23 protein-coding genes are annotated in these 23336 nt (G+C 72.8%); 7 read left to right on the plus strand and 16 right to left on the minus strand.

Going from position 1 to position 23336, the window contains the following annotated elements:
* Window positions 1–32 precede the first annotated feature (32 nt).
* Window positions 33–278: a hypothetical protein gene (locus ACLBYB_RS14220; protein WP_020092217.1), complete on the minus strand. Its 246-nt coding sequence runs from the start codon at window positions 276–278 to the stop codon at window positions 33–35.
* A 299-nt stretch (window positions 279–577) separates the two neighbouring features.
* Between ACLBYB_RS14220 and ACLBYB_RS14225 the strand changes: the two genes are divergently transcribed.
* Window positions 578–1327 (plus strand): sigma-70 family RNA polymerase sigma factor, encoded by a 750-nt coding sequence (locus tag ACLBYB_RS14225; RefSeq protein WP_447699143.1) that lies wholly within the window; start codon window positions 578–580, stop codon window positions 1325–1327.
* An 87-nt stretch (window positions 1328–1414) separates the two neighbouring features.
* A complete protein-coding gene (locus ACLBYB_RS14230) occupies window positions 1415–1810 on the plus strand; it encodes an energy transducer TonB (RefSeq protein WP_447699144.1) in 396 nt (131 codons plus the stop codon).
* Between the two features lie 60 nt (window positions 1811–1870).
* Here ACLBYB_RS14230 and ACLBYB_RS14235 read toward each other — a convergent pair whose 3' ends face one another.
* Window positions 1871–2026 carry a hypothetical protein gene (locus tag ACLBYB_RS14235; RefSeq protein WP_447699145.1) on the minus strand — a complete coding sequence of 52 codons (156 nt, stop codon included), beginning with the start codon at window positions 2024–2026 and terminating at the stop codon, window positions 1871–1873.
* Between the two features lie 467 nt (window positions 2027–2493).
* On the opposite strand from ACLBYB_RS14235, the gene ACLBYB_RS14240 reads away from it, so the two are divergent.
* Entirely contained in the window at window positions 2494–2715 is a 222-nt protein-coding gene (locus ACLBYB_RS14240) for a hypothetical protein (RefSeq protein ID WP_020092213.1), read from the plus strand.
* Window positions 2716–2803: 88 nt separating this feature from the next.
* Here ACLBYB_RS14240 and ACLBYB_RS14245 read toward each other — a convergent pair whose 3' ends face one another.
* Both ACLBYB_RS14245 and ACLBYB_RS14250 read right to left on the minus strand, forming a co-directional pair.
* The gene (locus tag ACLBYB_RS14245) at window positions 2804–3391 is read right to left on the minus strand and encodes a TadE/TadG family type IV pilus assembly protein (RefSeq protein ID WP_056532499.1); all 588 of its coding nucleotides are present in this window, start codon (window positions 3389–3391) and stop codon (window positions 2804–2806) included.
* A complete protein-coding gene (locus tag ACLBYB_RS14250) occupies window positions 3385–3996 on the minus strand; it encodes a TadE/TadG family type IV pilus assembly protein (protein WP_447699146.1) in 612 nt (203 codons plus the stop codon). The genes ACLBYB_RS14245 and ACLBYB_RS14250 overlap by 7 nt, the downstream gene beginning before the upstream one ends.
* A gap of 427 nt (window positions 3997–4423) precedes the next feature.
* Here ACLBYB_RS14250 and ACLBYB_RS14255 point away from each other — a divergent pair, with 427 nt between their 5' ends.
* The 3 genes from ACLBYB_RS14255 (at window position 4424) to ACLBYB_RS14265 (ending at window position 9715) form a co-directional block, all read left to right on the plus strand.
* Window positions 4424–5815, plus strand: coding sequence for a TadE/TadG family type IV pilus assembly protein (locus tag ACLBYB_RS14255; protein WP_447699147.1), 1392 nt, complete (start codon window positions 4424–4426; stop codon window positions 5813–5815).
* 53 nt (window positions 5816–5868) lie between these two features.
* Window positions 5869–6906, plus strand: coding sequence for an HD-GYP domain-containing protein (locus ACLBYB_RS14260; protein ID WP_020092209.1), 1038 nt, complete (start codon window positions 5869–5871; stop codon window positions 6904–6906).
* Window positions 6907–6991: 85 nt separating this feature from the next.
* Complete coding sequence (locus ACLBYB_RS14265; protein ID WP_447699148.1) at window positions 6992–9715, plus strand: ATP-binding protein; 2724 nt, start codon at window positions 6992–6994, stop codon at window positions 9713–9715.
* Between the two features lie 261 nt (window positions 9716–9976).
* Here ACLBYB_RS14265 and ACLBYB_RS14270 read toward each other — a convergent pair whose 3' ends face one another.
* From ACLBYB_RS14270 to ACLBYB_RS14305, 8 genes are all read right to left on the minus strand, one after another.
* Entirely contained in the window at window positions 9977–11221 is a 1245-nt protein-coding gene (locus ACLBYB_RS14270; protein WP_020092207.1) for a capsule polysaccharide transporter, read from the minus strand.
* A 306-nt stretch (window positions 11222–11527) separates the two neighbouring features.
* On the minus strand, window positions 11528–11722 hold the full coding sequence (locus tag ACLBYB_RS14275; protein WP_447699149.1) for a helix-hairpin-helix domain-containing protein: 195 nt from the start codon (window positions 11720–11722) through the stop codon (window positions 11528–11530).
* Between the two features lie 67 nt (window positions 11723–11789).
* A complete protein-coding gene (locus ACLBYB_RS14280) occupies window positions 11790–12248 on the minus strand; it encodes a response regulator (RefSeq protein ID WP_447699150.1) in 459 nt (152 codons plus the stop codon).
* Window positions 12245–13363: a sensor histidine kinase gene (locus ACLBYB_RS14285; RefSeq protein ID WP_447699208.1), complete on the minus strand. Its 1119-nt coding sequence runs from the start codon at window positions 13361–13363 to the stop codon at window positions 12245–12247. Before ACLBYB_RS14285 ends, ACLBYB_RS14280 begins: the two co-directional genes overlap by 4 nt.
* Before the next feature lie 202 nt (window positions 13364–13565).
* Window positions 13566–14333 (minus strand): FkbM family methyltransferase, encoded by a 768-nt coding sequence (locus ACLBYB_RS14290; RefSeq protein WP_020092203.1) that lies wholly within the window; start codon window positions 14331–14333, stop codon window positions 13566–13568.
* 129 nt (window positions 14334–14462) lie between these two features.
* On the minus strand, window positions 14463–14960 hold the full coding sequence (locus tag ACLBYB_RS14295; RefSeq protein WP_447699151.1) for a peptide deformylase: 498 nt from the start codon (window positions 14958–14960) through the stop codon (window positions 14463–14465).
* Window positions 14961–15046: 86 nt separating this feature from the next.
* Entirely contained in the window at window positions 15047–15985 is a 939-nt protein-coding gene (locus ACLBYB_RS14300) for a sigma-70 family RNA polymerase sigma factor (RefSeq protein WP_447699152.1), read from the minus strand.
* 62 nt (window positions 15986–16047) lie between these two features.
* Window positions 16048–16797, minus strand: a complete 750-nt coding sequence (locus ACLBYB_RS14305; RefSeq protein WP_447699153.1) for an SDR family oxidoreductase — start codon at window positions 16795–16797, stop codon at window positions 16048–16050.
* 237 nt (window positions 16798–17034) lie between these two features.
* On the opposite strand from ACLBYB_RS14305, the gene ACLBYB_RS14310 reads away from it, so the two are divergent.
* Window positions 17035–18639 (plus strand): ATP-binding cassette domain-containing protein, encoded by a 1605-nt coding sequence (locus ACLBYB_RS14310; RefSeq protein WP_447699154.1) that lies wholly within the window; start codon window positions 17035–17037, stop codon window positions 18637–18639.
* A gap of 63 nt (window positions 18640–18702) precedes the next feature.
* Here ACLBYB_RS14310 and ACLBYB_RS14315 read toward each other — a convergent pair whose 3' ends face one another.
* The 4 genes from ACLBYB_RS14315 to ACLBYB_RS14330 all read right to left on the minus strand — a co-directional run bounded on the left by ACLBYB_RS14315 (window position 18703) and on the right by ACLBYB_RS14330 (window position 23098).
* A complete protein-coding gene (locus tag ACLBYB_RS14315) occupies window positions 18703–19659 on the minus strand; it encodes an adenylate/guanylate cyclase domain-containing protein (protein WP_447699155.1) in 957 nt (318 codons plus the stop codon).
* Between the two features lie 8 nt (window positions 19660–19667).
* Window positions 19668–19913, minus strand: coding sequence for a hypothetical protein (locus tag ACLBYB_RS14320; protein ID WP_042669809.1), 246 nt, complete (start codon window positions 19911–19913; stop codon window positions 19668–19670).
* Between the two features lie 312 nt (window positions 19914–20225).
* On the minus strand, window positions 20226–21527 hold the full coding sequence (locus tag ACLBYB_RS14325; RefSeq protein WP_447699156.1) for a glycosyltransferase: 1302 nt from the start codon (window positions 21525–21527) through the stop codon (window positions 20226–20228).
* 308 nt (window positions 21528–21835) lie between these two features.
* Entirely contained in the window at window positions 21836–23098 is a 1263-nt protein-coding gene (locus ACLBYB_RS14330) for a cytochrome P450 (protein WP_447699157.1), read from the minus strand.
* Between the last annotated feature and the right edge of the window lie 238 nt (window positions 23099–23336).

Genomic DNA, 23336 nt, shown 5'->3' on the forward strand with positions numbered 1-23336 from the left:
GGCGGCCGGCCCGCACCCCCCGGCGCCCACGCTCAGTGCTTGGTCAGCGTCTCGACGACGGTGCCTGGCCCGATGCGCGCCGAGAAACGGGCCAGACGGCTGCGGCTGGGCTCCTCGAGACCGCCGGCATGCGCGAAGGTCGTCAGGGCGATGCCGACGAGGAACCGGGCCTCCTCGACGGTCACGGCCCGGCCGCTCAGGGTGCTGGCCGCGCCCCGAACGGCGAGGACGGCCTCTTGGAAGGCGGGATCGTCCTCGAGATCCGAGAGCCGTGTCATGGGCGCGATCCCGCGGTCGAGAGCGTCCCGCACCCGCCCCGCACAGGACGGGCATTCGCAGCAGCGAGACCTCCGCGTGCAGTGCCGCAGATACGGCCGCGCGGAGAACAGTTTTCCGGTGCGTATGACCTCATCGAACTCCCTCTTTCCGTCGACATCTCTGTCGCGATTGTCGCGGACGCCAGCATATATTGGTCCCAATATGCGCCTATCCGCTGATCTATGTTGCGGCGGATGCGCCGTGATCGGGGATTAATGGCGCCTCGCGATTTTTCATACCCTTCAGGTGATCGGCTATCATGCTCGAACTCTCGCTCGACGCTGATACAATCGACGCGCAGGGCCCCCGGCTCCCCGACAGCGTGCAGTATCACCTCGGCCATCTGCTCGCGGCGACCTACGCGCAGGACAACGTCGAGCCGCCCATCGCGGATCGCTTCGCCGAACTGCTGAGGCTGCTCGACGGCGCCTTCGGCCGGGCGCAGGACGGGCGTGAGAAGGCGTTCCAGGCCTCGCTCCTCGCCCTGGTGCCGAACTTGCAGCGCTTCGCCCGCTCGCTCCTGCGCAGCCATGTCGGTGCCGACGACCTCCTGCAGAACACGCTCCTCCGGGCCTGGCGCTCGCGCGCGAGTTTCGCGCCGGGCACGAACCTTGAAGCGTGGCTGTTCACCATCATGCGCAACCAGTTCTACAACGAGCACCGCAAGCGTGGGCGCGAGGTGCAGGACGAGGACGGCGTGCAGGCGGAGCGGATGGTCTCGCTGCCCGAGCAGGGCGGCCATCTCGACCTGAGCGACGTCCAGGCCGCCCTCGACCGCCTGGCGCCGCCGATGCGGCAGGCGCTGGTGCTCGTGGCGATCGAGAACCTCACTTACGAGGAGACCGCCGCCTTCATGCAGTGCCGCATCGGCACGGTGAAGAGCCGGGTATGGCGGGCTCGGACGCAGCTCGCCGAGATGCTGGGCTACACCGGCCTCGAGGTCGGCAGCGACGACATCATGCTGGCCGCCGCGGGACCGAAGGGCCGGAAATCCACCGCTGTCTCGTGACGGCGACCGGCGGACGGGGTCGCTAGGGACCCGCCTCTGCGCGTAGGGTCGATCCCCGATCCCGGGCTCGAGGAGCCGCCGTTCCCCATGTCGCCGCTCCCCATGCTGCCGCGCGCCGTGATCGCCGCTGCCGTCGTGTTCGGCCTCGCCCTTTCGTCGGCGGCGGTGGCGGCGCGGACCGCACCGGGACCCGCAGCGCGGGCCTGGCTCTCCGACCTCGTCACGCGGATCGATGCCGCGGACCGCGCCGGGACGCGGCCGGGACCGGGCCGTGGCCGCGGAACCGTGGTCGTCCACGTGCAGATCGCCGCGGACGGTGCGGTTCAGGGCGCGGAGATCGAGGAGAGCTCGGGCTCGGCGAAGCTCGATCAGCGTGCGCTCCGCGCCGTGCAGGGCATCAGTCCGGCGCCCGCGCCGCCCACCGCACTCCTGGGTGTGGACGGGATCGTCGATCTCAGCATCCCGGTCGCACTCGGCCACTGAGTCCGCGCCGAGTATGCGTCTGCCGGCCGGACTCCAATCCCGGCGGCGCCGCCGGACCGGTCAGCGGCTCGGGCCGGTATCGGCGCCGATATAGGCCCCGACGAGATAGCCGGCCTGGAGGGCGGTGAGGTAGGCGAAGAGCAGCAGCACCTTCTCGGCGTCGAACTGGGCCCAGACGAAGATCGAGAGGGCCAGCCACCCGAGGGTGACCAGCATCGAGCTGGCGATCAGAACCGATGCCCGATACCGCCAGCCCTCCCATATGCCCACCGCGAAAAGCAGGGCCGCAACCAGCAACGGGCCGTCTCCTTCCGCGCGAACAGATAAAATTTTACGCGCTAAACCTCTGACATTTCGAAGATTTTCGACCGCGTGCCCGACATTCGGGGGGGAGTTTTGATTTTTCATTAACTCGGCCCGTCCGCTGGGGCCGTCCGTCATAGGACGACCCGGTCACGGTCCGAGTCCAGCAACGCCTCCACTCCGCGCCGGCCGCTCGGCGGGCCGGGGATGCAGAATGCGAGCCAGGCAGACGGCGGCGCCGACCGGCAGTTTCACCGGCGATCCATCATTGACAAGATCGATAATAGAAATCGATCGCATCTGTTTGGATCATGTTGCTCTGCAGCGTAGATATCCCCTCGAAGCCGGGCACGCCCCGGACAACGAGAGGATTTCTGATCATGACCGTTCGCACCATCGTTCTCGCCGCCCTCGCTGCCGTTCCGATGATCGGGGCCGCCCGCGCCGACGAGAGCATCGCGCTGACCCCGCCGCTCTATCGCGAGCAGGCGCGTCCCACGGCCGCCGTTCGGCCCGCCTCCGAGCTGGCCACGACGCCGCGTCTCGTCCCGGCGAGCCCGGCCTCGCGCCGGGTCGTCGCCACCGCGGTCCCGGCCCGCTGAGGCGGGGCGTGTCCGCGATCCGGCGTCATCGGGCCATCCGGTGGCGCCGGCCGCAGCGCCGGCCCGGTACGAAGCGTCAGCCTAGCCGTCAGGCCGGGCAGGGTTTTCCCCCCGGCAGAACCACCTCGCTCTGCCCGTTGTAGATCTCGCCGCCGCGCACCGGCCAGATCTTCTTGTACCGGAAGGTCCACCGCGTCAGGTTCGAGAGGACCGGGAAGATCGGGTGGTAGGTCATCGTGACTTCCGACACGACGAAGCGGTCGCCGTTCCGGGTCATCCCGGCGGGCGGTGCGCCGAGCGAGGAGCCCGCCGTGCGGGCCTGTCCGTTGGACTCGGCGCTCGAGCAGACCTTGGTCGCCGCCGAGCTGCCGTCGCTGTAGGTGCCCGCCGCCGTCAGCACGATGCTCGCCCGGCTCACGTCGTAGGGGTTGGAGATGGCGCTCGTCGCGGCGAAGACCGGCTTGAGATCGGCGTAGCTGCCGCGCGAGATTAGGTCCGCCATCGTGGCCGCCGCGTTGTCGAGCCGCTTCCCGATCATGTAGGCGCGGGGCAGCTCGATCGACCCCATCAGGATCAGCAGCAGGATCGGGGCGATCACGCTGAACTCGATCGCGCTCACGCCCTCCCGGTCGCCGATCAGGCGGATCAGGCGGGCGCGCAGGCGACCGCTCAGCACGGCTTGGGCTCGTAATCCTCGGCCCGGAAGATCTCGGTCGTGACCAGCAGCTGAGTCTTGTCGGCCATGATCCGGCCGGTGAAATCGAGCATCTGGAACAGCCGCATCACCGGCACGGCGACCCGGACCGTGACGGTGTCGCCGCCCTGCGGGCACTCGAAGCGCTGGCCGAAGCCCGGCGTCCAGGTCTTCGTGGTCTTGTCGAACGGCTCCGCCGGCTGCGAGGTCGAGAACGAGGGCGTCCGGGAGACGTCGAGGCGCAGGTCGGCGCAGGGGAACAGCGCCGAGGGGCCGGTGCAGACGATCCTGCGGAGGCGCTCGCTCGGATCGCTGCCGTCGGAGCCGTCCTGGAAGGTGCCGGTTCGCAGCTGCCGGACGCTCCGGTCGACCGCGATATCCAGCGTCTGCTGCTCGATGGCGATGACGCCGGATTCAGCCACGACGCCCAGGAGAGCCAGGAACGGCGCGGCCAGGAGCGCGAACTCTACCGCTGAGGCGCCGGTCCGGTGGCCGGCGAACCGTTGGACGCGTCCGGCCGTGCCGGCGCGGCCCTCGGTCCCGCCCGGACGGCGGACGGTCGCGACGCGCCGAAAGATGCCCATCATGCCAAACGAACTCTGCAGGTCCGTGCCTGCCGCCGTCCGGCCGTAGAGGCGCGGACAGAAATAACCCTATGATGAGGCCGTTTAAAAACGGTTCAAATCTGGGTAGAAATTGCGGGTTCAGCAAGATTTTGCGGCCGCGATCTGTGATGAGGACGCAAATTCACCCTGAGGTTGTGTGCTGTTGTGTTCATTCGGCGGCAGGCCGGTGAGGCGATCAGTCGTCGAGACGGTGCCGGGCGTTGTGCGGCCGCATATAGAAGTTGTTCACAGCTAAAGGCGGCTCTATCGCGTGGCGATAGCTTCGCGGTGCTCGGACGCCACGGATTTTTAGGAGCTGTGCCTTAGGCCAACGGTTCGGTGGCCGGTGCCGCCGCAGCCGCCGATCGGTCCCGCCCTGGGAGACGCGTCCATTTCCCTGTTCTGGAGAGTGCTCCGCGCCGGCCCGCGGGCCCTGACGGACCGGTCCGGCTCGGTCGCCCTGACCTTCGGCCTGAGCGCCGTGGTGCTGCTCGGCCTGACCGGGGGCGGCATCGATTACGCCCGCCTCGCCTCGCGGCGCAGCCAGCTCCAGAACGCGGCCGATGCCGGTGTCCTCGCGGCCGGCAACTACCTCAAGCTCGCCGTCTCGACCTCGGCGGCGGCCAAGAGCATCGTGGTCGACACGGTCCACGCCCAGGCGGCGCCGCGGCCGGAGAGTCCCTACGCCCTCCGGGTCGACGTGGCGGACGACAAGACCAGCGTCGCCACGACGGTCGACGAGACCGTCAAGCTCGCTTTCGGCGGCTTCGTCGGGGTGCCCACCGTCAAGGTCTCGGTCCGCTCGACGGTCCGCGTCGTCGGCAAGATGCGCCTGTGCCTCCTGACGCTGGACCCGCTCGCCGCCGGCGCGTTCGAGCTGGAGAAGAGCGCCGAGGTGACCGCCCAGGATTGCTCGCTCTACAGCAACTCGCAGAGCCCGCGCGGCATGGTCGGCAAGGACAGCGCCTATGCCCGGGCGCAGACGATCTGCACGGCGGGCGGCTTCGACGGCGCCCGCGCGAACTTCGCGCCGCCGCCGCAGACGGGTTGCCCGCCGATCCAGGACCCCCTGAAGGACCGGGCAGCGCCGCCGGTCGGCGCGTGCACGGCGATCCCGTCCTCGGCGAACAGCAAGCGCGCCACCTCCGGCAACCTCGTCGACCAGAGCGTCACCCTCGATCCGGGCACCTATTGCGGCGGCCTGTACATCACCAAGAACGCCTCCGTGACGCTGCGCGCCGGCATCTACGTGATGAAGGACGGCCCGCTCATCGTCGACAAGAATGCCGCCATGACGGGGACCGACGTCGCCTTCTACTTCACCGGCAACAAGGGCGGTCTGCTCTTCGACAAGAAGACCACGATCAGCCTGTCGGCGCCGACCACCGGCCCCATGGCCGGCCTGCTGATGATGGAAGAGCGCACGGTCAGCGATCCCGTCGACCCCGCGGCGATCCTCGCCGGCCTGGTGGACCAGATCGTCACGCCGCTGCTGCCTGCGCCGCCGCCACCGCCGCCGACCCCGCCGCCGCTGGCCGCGACCAAGCCCATGCGGACCTACCGCATCATCAGCGACAACGCGCGGACCATGCTGGGGACGCTCTACCTGCCGGCCGGCCGCGTGGTGATCGACGCCGACAAGCCCGTCGCCGACCAGTCGGCCTACACGGTGATCGTGGCCCAGCAGGTCAACCTGTACCAGGGCCCGAACCTCTATCTGAACGCGAATTACGACGGGACCAGCGTGCCGGTGCCGAAGGGGGTCGGACCCCTCTCGGGCAAGCTGCTGCTGTCCCAGTAGGGAGGACGCGATGCGGATCCTGCGTCGACTACTCGTCGCCTGGGAGTGACACGGTGCTCGCGCTGATCCTCGACGATTCCGAGATGAACAACCTGCTGATCATGCAGGCGCTCAAGCCCGTGGCCGACTGCGAGCCGGTCGCCTTCACGTGCCCCGTGACGGCGCTCGACTTCCTGCGGGCGCATGTCGACCGGATCGGGGTCGTCGTCACCGACTACGACATGCCCGGCCTGACGGGCCTCGAGGTGATCGCGGCGGCGCGGGCGGTCCCAGGCTTCGCGCACGTGCCGATCGTGATGGTGACGAGCCTCGACCAGCGCAGCCTGCGCCACGAGGCCCTGCGCGCCGGCGCGACCGACTTCCTCGGCAAGCCCTGCGATCCCGTGGAGATCCAGGCCCGCATCACCAACCTGATGAAGATCAGCGCGGCCCACCGGCAGGAGCAGGACCGGGCCGCGTGGCTCGCCCGCGAGGTCGCGGCGGCGGTCGCCGTCATCGAGGCGCGGGAGCGCGAGATCATCGCCCTGCTGATGCGGGCCGCCGAGCACCGCGACACCGATACCGGCGACCACATCGCCCGGGTGGCCGGCTACGTGGGCGTCATCGCCCGGAACCTCGGCTTCGGCCCGGAGGAGATCCGGATCCTGAAGCTCGCCTCCACGATGCACGACGTCGGCAAGATCGGCGTGCCCGACGCGATCCTGCTCAAGCCCGGACCGCTCTCCGCCGAGGAGCGCGCCGAGATGGAGAAGCACGCCGAGCGCGGCCGGCGGATCCTGGAGGGCAGCACCTCCGACGTCGTGCGGCTCGCCGCCGAGATCGCCGAGAGCCACCACGAGCGCTGGGACGGCACCGGCTACCCGAAGGGCCTGCGCGGCGAGGGGATCCCACTCTCGGGCCGCATCGTGGCTGTGGCGGACGTGTTCGACGCCCTGGTGACCGAGCGGCCCTACAAGGCGGCCTGGCCGCTCGAGCGGGCGCGGGCCTTCGTGGCGGACCAAGCCGGCCGCCACTTCGACCCGCGCTGCGTCGAGGCGTTCCTCGCGGGCTGGGACGCGGTGGCGCGGACCTGCCTGCGCGCCGCCGCCTGATCCGCTCCCCGGTACCCTCGCCCTACCGCCCCTCCCCGTCCCTCCCCGCGACCGGGCCCGACCGGGCCACCTGAAGGAGCCGAGCGTGCATCTCGCGTGGCTGAGGCCGAGGCGCTCCCTGGCGGGCCGGCTGGCTCTGGCGGTGACCGGCGCCGTCACGGCGGCGCTCGTCCTGGCGGCGGCCCTGTCGGTCTGGCGCGAGGTCGCCCGCTACGCCGCCGACAAGCAGGCGGCGCTGGAGGCCGTCGCTCAGGTCTTCGCGCATGGCGGCGCCCGGGCCACCGCGGCGGGCGACGCCGACGGGGCGGACGCGTCGCTGCGGGCGATCGGCAAGGTGCCGTCCATCGTCTACGGGGCGATCGAGCGTCCGGACGGGTCCGTGCTCGCCGAGCAGGGGATCGGCCTGCGCCTGACCCGGGACGCCGCCCAGGACGGCGCGGACCTGTCGCTCCTGCACCTGCTCGCCACCCGCAGCCTCCAGGCGACCGCGCCCATCGTGGAGAACGGGGTCCCCGTCGGCCGGGTCGTGCTGATCGGCGAGACCGACGACATCCTCGGCCATCTCTGGGCCGCCGCGCAGAACGCCGCGCTGGCGGCGCTGCTCGCCGTCGCGATCGGCGTCGGCGTGTCGCTCTACCTGCAGCGCAGCGTCACGCGCCCGCTCGCCGCCCTCGCCCGCACCATGGAGGCGGTCCGCCTGCGCCACGACTACGCGCAGCGCGCGCCCGTGGGCGGCGACGACGAGGTCGGCGCGCTGGCGCGGACCTTCAACGACCTGCTCTCAGCGGTGAACGAGCGCGATCACCGCCTCGCCGCCCACAGCGCCCACCTCGAGGCGGAGGTCAGCGCCCGGACGGCCGACCTGAGCGAGGCCAAGCAGGCCGCCGACGCCGCCAACGCCGCCAAATCGGCCTTCCTGGCCACGATGAGCCACGAGATCCGGACCCCGATGAACGGCGTCCTGGTCATGGCCGAACTGCTGGCGGGGTCCGACCTGCCGGCGCGCCAGCGCCGCTACGCCGAGGTCATCGCCCGGTCCGGCCGGTCGCTCCTGGCGATCATCAACGACATCCTCGACTTCGCGAAGGTCGAGGCGGGCAAGCTCGAGCTCGAGCGCGTGCCCGTGAGCCCCGCCGAACTCGCCGACACCGCGGTGACGCTCTTCGCCGAGCGGGCCCGGACGGCCGGGCTCGACCTCGCGGCCGAGGTCGGGCCGGAGGTGCCGCGGGCGATCCTCGGCGACCCGGTCCGCCTCGGGCAGGTGCTGAGCAACTTCGTGTCGAACGCGCTGAAGTTTACCGAGGCCGGCCACGTCGCCGTTCGGATGACGGTCGATGCCGCCGACGGGTGCCTCGTGGTCGCGGTCTCCGACACCGGGATCGGCATCCCGCAGGACAAGCTGGCGACGATCTTCTCGGCCTTCTCGCAGGCCGACCAGTCGACGACCCGCCGGTTCGGCGGCACCGGCCTCGGGCTCTCGATCGCCCAGCAGATCGTCGCCGCGATGGGCGGCACCGTGGCGGTGACGAGCCGCGTCGGCGCGGGCTCGACCTTCTCGGTGCGCATCCCCGTCACGGTCGCCGAGCCGGCCCGCCCGGTCCGGCGCCGCGACGCGGTGCCGGCCGCGATCGCGCTCGACACGGCCGGTCCCGCCACCCGCGCCGCCCTCGCGGCCGGCCTGCGCGCGGCCGGCTTCGCGCCGGTCGCGCCGGGGAGCGCCGCCGACCACTGGATCGGCGACGCGGCCGCCCTCATGGCGGCGGGCCGCCGGCCGGACCGGGCCGTGCGGGTGCTCGCGGTCGCGGGTCCGGGCGACGGCGCGGCCGACGCGGCGCTCCGCGCCGGTCTCGCCGACGCGGTGCTGCGCTGGCCGGTGACCCAGGTGGAGTGGCAGCCCGTCCTGGCGGCGCTGGCGGCGGGCGACGCCCTCGCCGCGGCCGCCTCCCCGGCCTCGCCCGCCGGCATGGACGAGGCGCTCCCGCGATTCCCGGCCGCGCGGGTGCTCGTCGCCGACGACAGCGCGGTCAACCGCGAGGTGGCCCTCGAGGCGCTGGCCCGCTGCGGCGTGACCGATGTGGTGACCGTCGAGGACGGGGCCGCGGCGGTGGCGGCCGCCGAGACGCAACGCTTCGACCTGATCCTGATGGACGGCAGCATGCCGGTCCTGGACGGCTTCGCGGCCGCGCGGCGGATCCGGCAGCGCGAGGCGGCCACCGGCGGGCGCGTCCCGATCGTCGCCCTCACGGCGCACGTCCTCGGCGAGGCCGCCGACGCCGCGGCGGCGGCCGGCATGGACGGGACGCTCCTGAAGCCCTTCACGCTGCGGCAGCTCGCCGACCTGCTGCAGGCGCAGGTCCCGGCGCTCCGCGTCGCGCCGGCTGCCGCCGCGGCGCATACCGTGACGCCGGCCCCGGTCGCTCCGCTCGCCGCGCCGGCCGTCGCGAACGCCGCCGACGACCTCATCGACGCCGAGGTGATCGACGGGCTGCTCGGCCTCGGGGACGGCGCCTTCCTCGACCGCGTCCTCGATCTGTATCGGGCGCAGGGTCCGGTGGCGCTCGCCGGTCTGAGAGCCGCCCTCGCCGCCTCCGACCAGCCGGCGATCGCCCGGGCCGCGCACAGCCTCAAGTCGATGAGCGCGAATGTCGGCGCGCGCGTCCTCGTGGCGCGGCTGCGCGTCATCGAGGAGGACGCGCGGAACGCGGCCTGCGTCGAGCGGGCGGACGCGTGCGACGCCCTGGACAGCCTGCTCGCCGCGACGATCCGCGGCCTCGAGGAGCGGACGCGTTCCCGCGCGGCGGCCGCCTAGGATCATCGCGGGCGGCCCCGGCGGCCGTCGGCCCGGCAAGTCGAGCCGTTCAGGAAAAGTATTCCATCGGGAGACCGCCCGATTTCGCAGACCTGCCCTGCGATTCGGCATCTGGCATGCCAGCAGGGCCCGCCGTACGGTTGCGCTTCCTCCCAAGCACTCCCTCAGCCCGCCCGGTTCGCCGCGGCGGGCTTTTTCGTCGGCGCTGCCGGCGGGCCGCGGACCGTCCCGACCGCGTCCGCGCGCCGACCCGGCTCGGGATCAGGTGATGAGCATGCGGCGGGTGAACATCGCGGCCGCGAACAGCACGGCGGCGCCGGCGGTGATGATGCTCGTCATCAGGATGCGGCGCGGCTCGGTCGAGGATCCGGCCTTGATGGGCTCGACGATCGGCACCAGGGCCACGACCTGCTGCTGGGCCACGATGCGGGCCCGGTCATAAGCCAGCTGCACGTCGCGGTGATACTTCTCGGCATTCTCGCGCTCGTGCTCGAGATCCTCGAACCGCGTGAGCGCGTCCGAGAGGCGCCGCTTCTCGGTCGGCGCGGTGCCGGCCAGCTGCTGCTGGACCCGCGCGATGTTCGCGTCGAGATCGCCGATCTGCTGCTTCAGGTCGACGATGCTGCGGGATTGCGGGCCGAGGTCCCGCTGGAGCACCGCCAGCTGGACGGCGAGCTTGGTGCGCGTCTCCCGCAGTTCCGAGACCGACTTGATGGTGGCGGTGTTCGACTTGATGACGTCGAGCACGCCCTCGCGGTTGCGCAGCTCGTTCAGGGCGGCGTTGGCCTTGGCCTCGCGCTCCTCCGCGAGCTTCAGGACGCGCGTGCTCACGTCGAGGGCGTCCTTCCGGGACGGCAGGCTGAGGTCGTTCAGCATCCGCTCCGTATCCGTCATGACCGCCTTGGTGATGGCGAGCGACTCGTCGGGATCGAAGGCCTCGACGGTCAGCGACATGATGCCGGACGCCGATTCGACGTCGACGTCGACCCGGCGGCGCCAGTACCGCAGGAACTTCTCGACCGGCTTCTCCGGGTTGAAGCGGGAGAACATATCGATGTCGTCCCGACCGAACCACGCGCGGATCGGGAGTTCCGCCGCGACCGCTTCGACCATGGGCCGGCTGTGGATGTATTCCTGCGCGATGAGCGTTTCCTGGGCGACGGTCGCCTTGATCACACCGGCATTCGTGCCGACCGTGTCGGGCGTCGCCTTGTCGGCGGTGCCGATGGTCGGCCGGATCGCGAACCGCGCCTCGGTGACGTAGCGGTCGGAGGCGATCAGCCCGTAGTAGATCCCGGCGGCCAGGGTCGGCAGGACGAAGCAGACGACGAACAGGAGCGGCAGCCAGGGGTCGCTTTTGACGTGGCTCTGGTACGAGCGCACGCCCTTCTTGGTGTCGGGCAGGCCCGGGAGGCGCGCGAACTGCCGCAGCGACTGCGCGATCACCTTGTTCCGGTCGATGCCTTTCAGAGGCCGGCCCTGGGCTTTCTCGACCTGCATGTCCATCGTTGCTTCTCGAAGCTCGGGCTTGCGCGGGCGTCGTCGACCCGCGCGGCTTTCACGCCGCTCGCGCAGCCCATCACACGGACAGGCGGCGAAAGCATGTCAGCCGCGCCGTGCCCCCTCCCCCGTGCGGGAGGGCGTTGGGGAGCGGCAGGACGCTTCGAGGTGGAGCGCGCCGTAAAGCCGCTGGGTCCGGATGTGCCTCGTCCGGACGGACCTGATCCCCGACCGGGCGCTCCGCGAGAGCAGACCTCTCCCGACGGATCTCGGGCCTGACCGAGATCCGCGCCGGACCGGTCGGGACCGGCCCTAAGGACTGTCCGCGACGGTGACCTGACCGGCGACACCGTCGGTCTTGCCGCTGAGGCCCGGCACCTCGTCGAGCTGCCGCAGGCTGGTGAATCGGCCGCGCTCCTCCCGGTAGCGCACGATCTCGAAGCCGTGGCCCTTCAGTGCCGGAACGCTGTCCAGCTCCTCGGCCGTCGCCGTGTTGAGATCGATCACGGTGGTGCCCTTCCGCGCCGGTCGGCGCCGTACCTGGTCGCTCCGGGCGCGCGCCGGCCCGGGCGCCTCAGCGGATCGGATCGGCGCGGAACTGCCCGTTGGCGGGCTCGGCCGCCCGACAGCGGCAGGCGGGCGGCAGGCCGGTCGGGCCCGTGCGGTACGGCCCCTCACGGCTCAACAGGCCCAGCAGAAGATGCTCGAGCGGCGCCGCCTGATAGGGCTTCTGGAGCACCGGAACCGCCTGATAGGCGGCGTCCAGGCCGTGCTGCCCGTACCCGGTGGCGAACAGGAACGGCGTATCGCGCGCCAGCAGCAGGTCGGCGACCGGGTAGCTGCGCGCCTCGCCGAGATTCACGTCGAGCACCGCCAGATCGAACGCCTCGGTCCGGGCATGGGCCAGGGCTTGGTCGAGGCGCATCGCCACCACGACCTCGCAGCCCAGGTCCAGCAGCATGTCCTCGGCGAGCATGGCGACGAGGCTCTCGTCCTCGACCAGCAGGACCCGGCGTCCGGCGAGCGGCGTCATGGCGCGCGCGGCCCTTCGACCGCCTCCTGGCCGATCCAACCGAGCCGGGTCAGCGGGATCCGCATCTGGCAGGTCGCGCCCGCCGGCGCGAAGGTGATCGCCGCGCTGCCGTCGAACTCCAGCGGCAATTGCCGCTCGATGAGCCGTGAGCCGAACCCCTTCCGGGTCGGGGGCGTGACTGGCGGGCCACCCCGCTCCTCCCAGAGCAGGTCGAGCTGCTGACGGCCGTCATCGCGATCGTGCAGGGACCACGTCACCGCGACCCCACCCTCCGGCGTCGACAGAGCGCCGTACTTCGCCGCGTTGGTCATCAACTCGTGGAGGGCCATTGCCAGCGTCACTGCCACCTTAGGGTGCAGTCGCGCGTCCGGCCCTTGTAACCGGAAGCGGCTGGCATCGACCTCTGCCAAAAGGTGGGGGGCGAGCGCGCGCTCGACCACGCCGCGCAGGCTGGCGCTCTCCCAATTGTCCTCGACCAGCACGTTGTGGGCGTTGGACAGGGCCGCCATCCGGGCGTCGAAGACGGCGCGCGTCGTCTGGTCCGTCTGCCCGCGGAAGGTCTGCGCGGCGATCGACTGCACCGTGGCGAGAGTGTTCTTCACCCGGTGATTGAGCTCGTTGATCAGCAGGCGTTGGCGCTCGGCGGCCGCCTTCTCCTCGCTGATGTCGCGGACCTCGATGATCGTCCCGATGATGTTGGTCGCGTCGTCGCGGATCGGGCTGGCAGTGAACGCCACGGGGAAGAAGTGCCCGTCCCTGTGCACGAACACCTCCTCGCCGCGCTCCTGATTGTTCTCCGGGAAGGCGCGGTCGATCGCGCACTCCTCCAGCGGGAAGGGCCTTCCGTCCGGGTAGGTGTGGTGGACGATGTCGTGCAGCGGGCAATCGCGGGCGAGGACTTCCCGCAGCGTCCAGCCGGTCAACTGCTCGGCGGCGCGGTTCATGTAGATGCAGTGCTGGCGGTCATCCATCAGGAAGATGGACACCGAGGCGTTGTCGAGGACCGCGTTGAGGCGACGCTCGCTCTCGAAGAGCTGGCCCGACCCGCGCCGCAGGCTCGCCAGCGGCGCGCTGGCGGCGGACGAGGATTGAAACGGCTGCCGCGAGTTCGGCACGGTCACGACCCTTTACGCGGGTTGATCTGAGATACCCTGCGCGCGATCCTGGTGGACCTTCGGGACTGGGCACGGTGGGTGGCTGGCCGCGCCGGACGGCCTAGAGGTGGGAGCGTGCAACGCACCATGCGGAGCCGTTGTTCCGCCGCGCGGACGGTCCGGCCGCGTCGTTCCGCCCGGGTCCATATCACGCGGGTCCGGATCACGCGGGTCCGGGCTCCGGGCGGCGCGCGAACAGGGCGGCCCAGTCGGCTCGACGCTCCTGCGGGACGAGGAAGAAATCCCACGTCACGTAGTCGCTGACCGCGAGCCACGTGCTCGCATCGTCGATCAGGTTTCCGGTGATGTCCGCGCAGATGTAGCCGTGGCTCTCGGCGAACCGGTAGAGGGAATCCTGCGCGTGCCCGTAGGCTGAGTAGCCGGCCCAGCCGTACTCCACGCTGACGATCGGGCGGCATCGCCGGAGGAGCTGGGCCGCGCCGCTCAGAGCGTTCAACTCCCCGCCCTCGATGTCCATCTTGATGTAGGCAACCGCGGGGACGTGACTGAGGGCGGTATCGAGCCTCTCCGTCCTGACCTTGATGGTCTTGGACGTGATGGCGGGACTGCTGAAGTAGCGGGCGAGGAGCCCGCTCTCGCCGGGCACGCTCGCGACCGTGAAATCGGTGCGCCCCGCCGCGTCGGAGAGGGCGACGTCGTGCAGCTCGACCTCGGGTCGTCGGCCGAAACGCCCCACCAGATCTTTCATCAGGAACGGGATCGGCTCGAAGGCGTGGACCTTGCCGGTCGGGCCGACGATGTCGACGAACGCGACGAGGTGGAGTCCGGTATGGGCGCCGACGTCGACGACGACATCCCCCGGAGCGAGGAAGCGGCTGTAGCCCTGCCGCAGGATGCGCTCGTAGTCCGGGACCTGACCGGCGTCATGAACCGCCCTGAAGGCGTTGGCGGCGGCCACGGCAGGATGCATGCGCAGGGTCCGTTCACAGGAGGCGAGACCGGAGGGTCGGCGAGGTCGCGCCCATGGTAGCCCGCCCCGTGCCGGCTCTGCCAGCGCGCAGCGGCGGGGTGCCGACGCCCGCCGCGAGCCCCGACCGGGTCAGGCGGGCCGGCCCTTCCCGAACCGCTTCAGCAGTCGCTCGCGCTTCAGGCGCGACAGGCAGGCGATCCAGAACACGCCGTCGAGCTGGTCGATCTCGTGCTGGAGGACCGCGGCCGGGAAGCCCTCGGTCTCCTCCTCGTGGGCGGATCCGTCGAGGTCGCGGTAGCTCAGGCGGATGCGGGCGGCCCGGGTGACCCGCTCGCGCACCCCCGGCATGCTGACGCTGCCCTCGTCGTGGACCTCCGAGTCGGGGGACGCCCAGGACACGACGGGGTTCACGTAGACGCGTGCGCTCTCGTCCGGCGACATCCGCACCACCACGAGGCGCGCGGGGACGCCGATATGCGGGGCGGTCAGGCCGATGGCGCTCTCGGCCATGAGCGTGTCCCGGACGTCGTCGGCGAGGGCCCGCAGGGCCGCGTCGAACGCGTCGACCGGTTCGGCCGGGCGCGTCAGGCGGGGATCGGGAAACAGGACGAGCGGGCGCGCCGGCATGGTTGATCAATCCGCGTGGGTCGTTTCACCAGCGGCGCCGCGAGGGCCCGCCGCGCGCCATGCAAGCCGCGCCGCGGGGCGGATCGTCAAGATCGGCGCGCCGCAGGCCCGCCCGCGTCGCCGGGTCCCGGGCCGGCCGCGACGGCGCGCGCGACGTGGCGGAGCTTGTCGGGGTTGCGCGTGATGTAGATGGCGTCGATCCGGCCGTTCTCGATCGCGAGGGCCGTCGTCTGCAGGAGGCCGCCGCGCTCGCGGGTGACATAGCCCGGAAGCCCGTCGATCCACACGAACCCGACCAGCGCCGCCCGGCCGTCGCCCCACTTGCGCCGCGCGCCCGCGTAGAGCCGGAGCAGGCGCTCGAGCCCCCGGATCGGGTTGACGAAGGCGAGCACCCTGCCGCCCCCGTCCGAGGAGAGCGTCACGCGGTCGGCGAGCAGCGTCCGCAGCCCCGCGACATCGCCGCTCGCGGAGGCCTCGAAGAACGCCCGGGCGACGCGCTCGCCCTCGTCGCGGGTCACGGGAAAGCGCGGGCGCGCGGCCCGGACGTTCCGGCGCGCGCGCGCCGCGAGCTGGCGCACGGCCGGCGCCGTTCGCCCGAGCGTCTCCGCGACGTCGCCGAGCGGCAGGCCGAACACGTCGTGGAGCAGGAAGGCCGCGCGTTCCAAGGGAGACAGCCGCTCGAGCGCGAGCATCAGCGTCAGCGTGAGGTCGTCCTCGTCCACGCCGTCCGCCCCCGGCTCGACCAGCGGCTCGATCAGCGGTTCCGGCAGCCAGGGGCCGACATAGCTCTCCCGGCGCGCGCGCGCCGACTTGATCTGGTCGAGGCAGAGCCGCGTCACGATGCGCGCGAGGAACCGGTCGGGCGCCGCGACCCCGCTCCGGTCGGCCGCGACCCAGCGCAGCCACGCGTCCTGCACGACGTCCTCGGCCTCGCTGCGCGAGCCGAGCATGCGGTAGGCGATGCGCAGGAGCCGGGGACGGTGGGCCTCGAAGGCGGCGGTCCCGTCCCCGCGCCCCGGCGGCATGACCGGACCGGAGGCCTGATCGCGTCGGGGCGGAGCCCGCCCGCGGGGAAGGTCGGGTCCCGTCATGCCGTCGCGAGCCAGGTCTCGAAGCGCGTATCCCCGAGGCGGGCCGCGGCCGCGTCGTCGGGGACCAGGGAGCCTCGCGCCAGCGCGGCACCGAAGTAGCGGGCCGCGGCGTCGACCGTCACCGCGCGGCCGTCGCCGGCGGCGGCCACGCGCCGGGCGATGAACGCCCGGAACGGCAGCCGCTCCGGCCCCGCGACGTCGATCTTCCCGTCGGCGGGCGCGCCGACGGCCACCGCGGCGAGCGCCGCGGCCACGTCCGCCGCCGCGACGGGCTGGAAATCCGCGTCCGGCACGAGGATCCGGTCCCCGACCGCGAAGGCTTCGGCGATCGTCGCGACGAACTCGAAGAACTGGGTGGCGCGGACGATGGTGTAGGGATGGCCCGACGCCGCGATCAGCCGCTCCTGCGCGACCTTCGCCCGGAAGTAGCCGTTGCCGTCCGCGCGGTCCGCGCCGACGATCGAGAGGCCGACGTGGTGCTTGACGCCCGCCTGCCGGCCGGCGGCGAGGAGGTTGCGGCTCGAGCGCTCGAAGAAGTCGCGCACCGCCGCCTCCTCGAAGGAGGGCGCATTCGCCACATCGACCACGGTGTCGGCGCCGACGAGAACCTGGGCCAAGCCGGCGCCGGTCACGGCGTCGACGCCCGTGCTCGGGGAGGCGGGGACGGCCTCATGGCCCGCGCGCTTCAGCTCGGCCGTCAGATGCCGGCCGATCAACCCGCTGCCGCCGATCACCACGATCTTCATGACGTCTGTCTCCCGCGCGGACCGGGCCGAGGGGCACCCTGCCGCTCCGGCGTCCCGGTCGGTGACAGGACGATGCAGCATCCCGGTTTGTGACATCCCGCCGCAAAAAGCGACGGCCGCGGCGTTGCGAGAGGCCGCGACCGGCGCTACGGAGGCCCCCCGCCGGAGCCGAGACGCCGATGAGACTGACCCTGACTGCAACGCCGCCACGCCTTGCCGCCAGGACCGTCTCTCCGCATGCCAGCACAGCTCTCCCTCCTGAACCTCGCGTGGACCGCGCCTGACGGGCGCGCCGTCCTCTCCGGCATCACCGCCAGCTTCGGGCAGGAGCGGACCGGCATCGTCGGCCGCAACGGCGCCGGCAAGAGCACGCTCCTGAACCTCCTGGCCGGCCGCCTCGCGCCGACGGGCGGCAGCATCCACCGCGACGGCACGGTCGCCCTGCTGCGCCAGTTCGCGGGCCCGACCGCCGACGAGACCGTCGCCGGCCTGTTCGGCGCGACGGCGGGCTTGGCGCTGCTCCGCCGCGCGGAGGGCGGTGCGGCGGAGGCCGACGAGCTCGCCGTCGCCGACTGGACGCTCGCGGAGCGCCTGACGGGAGCGCTGGCGCGGATGGGCGTGGCGGTGGACCCCGACACGCCGCTCTGGCGCCTCTCCGGCGGGCAGCGCGCCCGCGCGGCGCTGGCGGCGGCGATCTTCGCCGCGCCGGAAGTCCTGCTCCTCGACGAGCCGACCAACGACCTCGATCGCGACGGGCGGCGGGCGGTCCTGGAACTTCTGCAGGGATGGCGCGCCGGCGCGATCGTGGTCAGCCACGACCGGGCCCTGCTCGACGCGGTGGACGCGATCGTGGACCTCGCGCCGGCGGAGGCGACCCGCTACCGGGGCAATTTCGACGCCTTCCGGCGGGCCAAGGCGACGCATCTCGCCGCGGCCGAGCACGACCTCGCGGTCGCCGAGAAGCGGACGACGGACCTCGCCCGCCGGGCGCAGGAGCGCGTCGAGCGCCAGCAGCGCCGCGACGCGGCCGGGCACCGCCGCTCCGCGAAGGGCGACCTGCCCCGGATCCTCGCAGGGGCTCGCCGGGACAACGCGGAGCGGACGGCGGGCGGGAGCGCGCGCCTCACCGAGCGCCAGCGCGCCGGCGCCGAGGCCGATCTGGCGGAGGCCCGGGACCGGATCGCGGCGGTGAAGCCGGCCGCGATCGCGCTCCCGCCGAGCGGGCTCCACGCCGACCGGCGCGTCCTCGCGCTCACCGACGTGACGGTCGGCTACCGGCCGGGTCAGCCGGTCCTGCGGGACGTGTCCCTCGCGGTCACGGGTCCGGAGCGCGTCACCCTCTGCGGGAGGAACGGCTCGGGCAAGTCGACCCTGCTCGCGCTGGTCGCCGGCCGCCTCAGCCCGTGGTCGGGCCGCGTCTCGGTCGGGGTGCGCGCCGCGCTGCTCGACCAGCGCCTCGACCTCCTCGATCGCGACCGGACCGTGGCGGAGAACTTCGCGCGTCTCAACCCGGAGGAGGACGCGAACGGGTGCCGGGCGGCGCTGGCGCGGTTCCAGTTCCGGGCGGCGGCCGCGGACCGCCCCGTCGCGGCGCTGAGCGGCGGCGAGCAGGTCCGGACCGCCCTCGCCTGCGTGCTCGGCAACCGCGCGCCCCCGCCCCTCCTGATCCTCGACGAGCCGACCAACCACCTCGACCTGGACGCGGTCGAGGCCCTCGAGGCCGGGTTGGCGGCCTATGACGGCGCGCTCCTCGTCGTCAGCCACGACGCGGCCTTCCTGGACGCGTTGGGGATCACCCGGCGCGTCGACCTCGACGACCTCGCCGACCGGCCCCGCGCCTGAGGGCGGTATCCGGAATGGCGGCGGGACGGGCCGCGGTCGCCGCCCCCCTGCCCCGCCGGGTCTTCAGGAGGCGTCGGTTCGGTCCGCACGCGTCCCGGCCGGATCGAGCCGGAGGGTGAACAGGCGCAGGACGGTGCGGGTGCCGCGCACGGGCCCGACGGCCACGATCCGCGCCCCGCCGGACGGCGCCGCCCGGACGACCGCCTCGGAGGCGAGGCAGTCGCAGGGCAGCGCGCGGGTCATCTGTTCCAGCCGACGGGCCACGTTGACGGTGTCGCCGACTGCCGTGAACTCGACCCGCTCCGCCCCGATGACGCCGATGAAGACCGGGCCGCGATGCAGCCCGATGCCGACCCGCACCGGTGGCAGGCCGGCCTGCCCGCGCTCCCGGCTCCAGGTCGCCATCGCGGCCGCGAGCGCGCGGGCCGCCGCGACGGCGCGACCGGCATCCCCGGGCGCCGCGTCCGGCACGCCGAACACCGCCATCACCTCGTCGCCGACGAACTTGTCGACGAAGCCGCCCGCCGCCTCGATCGCCCGCGCGGCGCGGGACCGGAACGCAGCGAGGAACGCCGCGACCTCGCCGGGCGCCATGCCCTCGCAGAGGCGGGTGAAGCCGCGGATGTCGGCGAAGAGCACCGTCGCCTCCTGCTCCCAGCCGGGGCGCCGGGCGGCGCGATCCGTCTCGGCGACCCATCGGGCGACCGTCGGCGCGGTCAGGCGCGCGAGGTTGTTCCGCTGCCGCGTCGCGGCGCACGCGGCCCCGCGCAGGCGCTGCACCCGCAGCGAGAGCCATGCCAGGGCGAGCCCGCCGAGCCCGACCGTGACGGGCTCGGGCGTCGTCGTGGCCGCGAGCGCCAGGAGCAGCGGCAGCGGCGCCGCGGCGAGGAGCCGGCCGCGCCCCGCCGCCGCGACGGCGAGGTGTCGGCGGAGGGGAACGGCCCGCGCCCGTCGCCCGACACCGCCAGCGAGCCCGGAACAGGCGTCCGCCGTGTCCGCGCGGGGCTCCCGCAGCGCCATCGCGGGCATCAGCAGCGCGAGCAGACGCGGGCGATGATGCGCTGCGCCCGGGAATGCTCCCGCTCCACGGCGGGGGAGCGGAGGTCTAGATCCGTCCGGAACGGGCGTGCCCGGGCGATCGCCGCGACGCTCGGGACGTCGGGCTGCGCGAAGCGCGGGATTGGCTGCGCCGGCGCGGCGGTCGGGGCCGCCAGGACTGTCAGCATCGTCCCGAGCGCGGTGGCTGCGGCGGCCCGTGTGCGGTGTGAGATCATGATCTCGTGCTCCTCGTGGTGGAGCGTCCGAAGTAAAAATCCGATCTTTCGCCGCGATTTCGGCGGATCGGAAAACAATGACAGCAGACATGCGGCGCGAACGACGGGCGGGCGCGGGATCGTTGCCGGGACGGTCGTGGCCCGGGTCCGGGCTCGTCGCCCTGACAGTCGCCCCGACAGTCGCCCCAATGGTCGCCCCGACACGCGAACGGCACCCGGTCCGCCGGACCGGGTGCCGTGATGGGCGCGGATGCGGGGGCCGTCCCCGCCGGGACGGTCCCGGGACGGTCCCGCGCCGGGTGCGGCGGACGCTCAGGCGGCGCTGCGCGCGCGGCCGCCGTGGCTGGACAGGAGCCGCAGGATCTCGGCCTTTGCGTCGTAGGCGGCGAACTCGGCGGCGAGGCGCCGCGCCTCCCGGCGATGGCCGGGCGCGTCGAGCACGGTCCGCACCGCCTTCCGGATCGCCTCCGGCGTCGGGTCGTTCGCGGCGAGGTCGATCCCGGCCCCCGACCACGCGATGCGGGCGTTCACGTCGGCCTTGTCCTCGGTGAGGCCGGCGGCGACGAGGGGGATCCCGTGGCTCAGGGCCTGGTTCACGCTCCCGTAGCCGCCGTTGGTCACCATGGCGTCGACCCGGGGCAGCAGCCACTCGAAGGGCAGGTAGGGCGAGAGCCGCGCGTTGGCCGGGATCGGGCCGGGGATCGCGTCGAGCCCCCGGCCGCCGCCCGTCACCACGGTCAGGATGTCGGGCTCATCGGCGAGGGCCCGGAGGGCGGGGCCGACGAGCAGGCCGAAATCGTGGTTCGCGACCGTGCCCTGCGTGACCAGCACGACCTTGCGCGCGCCGTCGAGGTCGCTCGCCCAGGGCGGGAGCGCCGCCTGCCCCGGGACGATCGGCAGCGCCCCGATGAAGCGCACCGTCGGCGGCAGCGGGAACGGGTACTCGAAACTGGGGACGGTGAGCTGCAGGTAGGTGTCGGCGAGCCGGACCACCGCGTCGAACAGCGGCCAGGGCGGGGCGGCCCGGCCGAGTTCCGCCAGCTTGGCGGCGAGGCTCAGCCCGACCGGCCGGTCGACCGCCGCCTCGTAGGCCTCTGCGATGCGGCCGTAGGCGGCCTCCTGCTCGGGCGTCTCGGCCGGCGGGAGACCCAGGAAGGCCGGAGCCCGGTCGGGCCGCGCGCAGTGCAGGATCGACGTGCCGCACAGGACGATGGCGGGGCGCTCCGCGCGCGGCCCCAGCAGCAGCGGCAGGGCGCCGAAGAACATGTCGTCGCCGATCACCAGCGAGGTCGGGAAGGCCCGGAGCGCCGCGCGCAGGCCGCGCGCCTGGTCGGGGATGCGGTCGACGAACACGCGCTCCATGGCGACGCGCAGCCAGTCCGGTCCCGGCGCGATCTCGGCCAGTTCGGGCACGACCGCGCGGAGGTCACGGCCGTCGAAATCCGCCGCGCCCGGCAGCGCCATGAAGCGGGCGCCGGCCGCCACGATGCGGTCGCGGAAGGCCGAGCCCGAGAGGACCATGACCTCGTGGCCGTCCGCGATCAGCATGTGGGCGATGGCGAGGAGGGGATTCAGATGGCCCGTGGCGGGCGTCGAGCAGAGGAGGACCTTCATCGCTTGTCCTTTCCGTGGGGGGGCGTGAGGGCGCCGCGATCGCGGCGCGATCACCGGGGCGTCCGGGAGCGAGGCTGGGAGCGGTCCGTTACGGCGTCGCTGCGGCGCGGGGCCGAAGCGGCTACGGCTGCAACGGGCGCGCGTCGGACGCGCGGGAGACGGCGCGACAGGGTCGCAGCGGTCCGGAGGGGCGGCGATCCGGTCGAGGCAGCCGCGCCCTGGTCCCCCTTCCGTGCGGGAGAGGGACCTCGCTACGCGCGGCGAAGGGCTCGGCGAGCGCCGCCGTCCCTATCCGGTCGGGAACGGCGCTAGGCGGCGACCCGCAGCGCGTCGATGCGGCGGATGCCGCTGTGGCCGCGGAGGACCGGCATCGCGCCGGTCAGGCGCAGGCTCGGGGCGAGGCGCAGCACGGCGCCCAGTCCCTCCTCCAGCTCGACACGGGCCAGGGCCTCGCCGATGCACCGGTGCGCGCCACCGCCGAAGACCGGGTGGAGGCGCGGGAGGTCGGTGCGCCGGATGTCGAACGTGTCTGGACGCGCGTAGACCGTCTCGTCCCGCATCGCCGACAGCGTCGAGAGCAGCATCAGGCTTCCGGCCGGCACGACGTGCCCGTCGAGGGGAATGTCCTCCCGGGCGACCCGGCCGGCGGAGCCGGCGCTCGGCTCGTAGCGGAGCGACTCCGCCACCGCGGCCGGGATCAGGTCGGGATCGCGGCTGACCGCCGCCCACTGCTCGGGATGCTGCAGCAGCAGCGCCACCTGCATGGCGCCGGCGACCCGGGTCGTGTCGGTGCCGCCGATGATCATCTGCACGAGCTGGATCACCACCTCCTGCTGCGTGAGCTCGCCGGCCGCCTCGGTCTCCGCGAGGAAGCGCGACAGGAAATCGGCGCGGGGCGCCGACCGGCGCGCGGCGAGGATCCCGGCCACGTAGTCCTGCAGCGCGACCGCCGCCGCCTCCAGATCGGGGATGTCCTCCGGTCCGAAGGTGAAGCTCAGCACCCGGGAGACCTCGTAGGCGAGGTGCGTGAACCGCGGGATGTCGTCGCGCGGCAGGCCGAGGATGTCGGCGATGACCTGGGCCGGGATCTGCGCGGTGTAGCGCGCGACGAGGTCGACCTCCCCGTCCCCCAGCCAGTCGCGGACGAGGCCCTCCGCGGCGACGCGGATCCGGGGCCGAAGGCCCTCGATCAGGCGCGCCGCGAAGGTGCGGGTGAAGGGCGAGCGGCGCCGGCGGTGGACCGCGCCGTTGGCCGTGAGCATGCCGTGCGCGAAGATGTCGAACAGCGCCCCCTCGGGGATCGCGCGCGACTCCGGATAAAGCGTCTCCGTGGCTTGGGCGCGGGGGTCGCGCATCAGCAGATCGACGTCGCGGGCGCGGAGGACGAGGACGCCCGCGACCTCGTGGCCGACGAAGGGCAACCGCGGCCGCCAGGCGCGGTAGACGCCGTGCGGGTCGGCCTCCAGCTCCGCCACCGTGAGCGTCGGGACGCCGGTCGGGACGCGGGTCGGGGTGCCGGTCGGGGCTTCGGGCGGGCCGGCCTGTCGCGTCAGATCTTCGGTCGCATTCATCTGTGCGTTCTCGCTGCTGTGTTGCGCGAGAACTCTGGGAAGCCCGGACTACAGGATGATTGCGGGAGCTGGGTCGAACATTACAGCCATAACATGCGGCGCGCCGGCGGCCCGGTCGCCGCTGCGGCCGCCTTGTGCGGAAGAGCACGCCGGTCGCCGCGCGGATGGTGTGTGAGATGTTCCGAAATCATGCCGTAACTTGACCCTTCGAAAAAGGCGCCGCTTCGCAGAAGGAGAA

The sequence above is a fragment of the Methylobacterium sp. D54C genome, from assembly GCF_053345595.1.

Excerpts from the sequence above, each read along its gene's own strand:
- ACLBYB_RS14220 (WP_020092217.1), bottom strand. The coding sequence starts at position 278 with ATGACACGGCTCTCGGATCTCGAGGACGATCCCGCCTTCCAAGAGGCC.
- ACLBYB_RS14225 (WP_447699143.1), top strand. The coding sequence starts at position 578 with ATGCTCGAACTCTCGCTCGACGCTGATACAATCGACGCGCAGGGCCCC.
- ACLBYB_RS14230 (WP_447699144.1), top strand. The coding sequence starts at position 1,415 with ATGTCGCCGCTCCCCATGCTGCCGCGCGCCGTGATCGCCGCTGCCGTC.
- ACLBYB_RS14235 (WP_447699145.1), bottom strand. The coding sequence starts at position 2,026 with ATGCTGGTCACCCTCGGGTGGCTGGCCCTCTCGATCTTCGTCTGGGCC.
- ACLBYB_RS14240 (WP_020092213.1), top strand. The coding sequence starts at position 2,494 with ATGACCGTTCGCACCATCGTTCTCGCCGCCCTCGCTGCCGTTCCGATG.
- ACLBYB_RS14250 (WP_447699146.1), bottom strand. The coding sequence starts at position 3,996 with ATGATGGGCATCTTTCGGCGCGTCGCGACCGTCCGCCGTCCGGGCGGG.
- ACLBYB_RS14270 (WP_020092207.1), bottom strand. The coding sequence starts at position 11,221 with ATGGACATGCAGGTCGAGAAAGCCCAGGGCCGGCCTCTGAAAGGCATC.
- ACLBYB_RS14280 (WP_447699150.1), bottom strand. The coding sequence starts at position 12,248 with ATGACGCCGCTCGCCGGACGCCGGGTCCTGCTGGTCGAGGACGAGAGC.
- ACLBYB_RS14290 (WP_020092203.1), bottom strand. The coding sequence starts at position 14,333 with ATGCATCCTGCCGTGGCCGCCGCCAACGCCTTCAGGGCGGTTCATGAC.
- ACLBYB_RS14295 (WP_447699151.1), bottom strand. The coding sequence starts at position 14,960 with ATGCCGGCGCGCCCGCTCGTCCTGTTTCCCGATCCCCGCCTGACGCGC.
- ACLBYB_RS14300 (WP_447699152.1), bottom strand. The coding sequence starts at position 15,985 with ATGCCGCCGGGGCGCGGGGACGGGACCGCCGCCTTCGAGGCCCACCGT.
- ACLBYB_RS14305 (WP_447699153.1), bottom strand. The coding sequence starts at position 16,797 with ATGAAGATCGTGGTGATCGGCGGCAGCGGGTTGATCGGCCGGCATCTG.
- ACLBYB_RS14310 (WP_447699154.1), top strand. The coding sequence starts at position 17,035 with ATGCCAGCACAGCTCTCCCTCCTGAACCTCGCGTGGACCGCGCCTGAC.
- ACLBYB_RS14315 (WP_447699155.1), bottom strand. The coding sequence starts at position 19,659 with ATGGCGCTGCGGGAGCCCCGCGCGGACACGGCGGACGCCTGTTCCGGG.
- ACLBYB_RS14320 (WP_042669809.1), bottom strand. The coding sequence starts at position 19,913 with ATGATCTCACACCGCACACGGGCCGCCGCAGCCACCGCGCTCGGGACG.
- ACLBYB_RS14325 (WP_447699156.1), bottom strand. The coding sequence starts at position 21,527 with ATGAAGGTCCTCCTCTGCTCGACGCCCGCCACGGGCCATCTGAATCCC.
- ACLBYB_RS14330 (WP_447699157.1), bottom strand. The coding sequence starts at position 23,098 with ATGAATGCGACCGAAGATCTGACGCGACAGGCCGGCCCGCCCGAAGCC.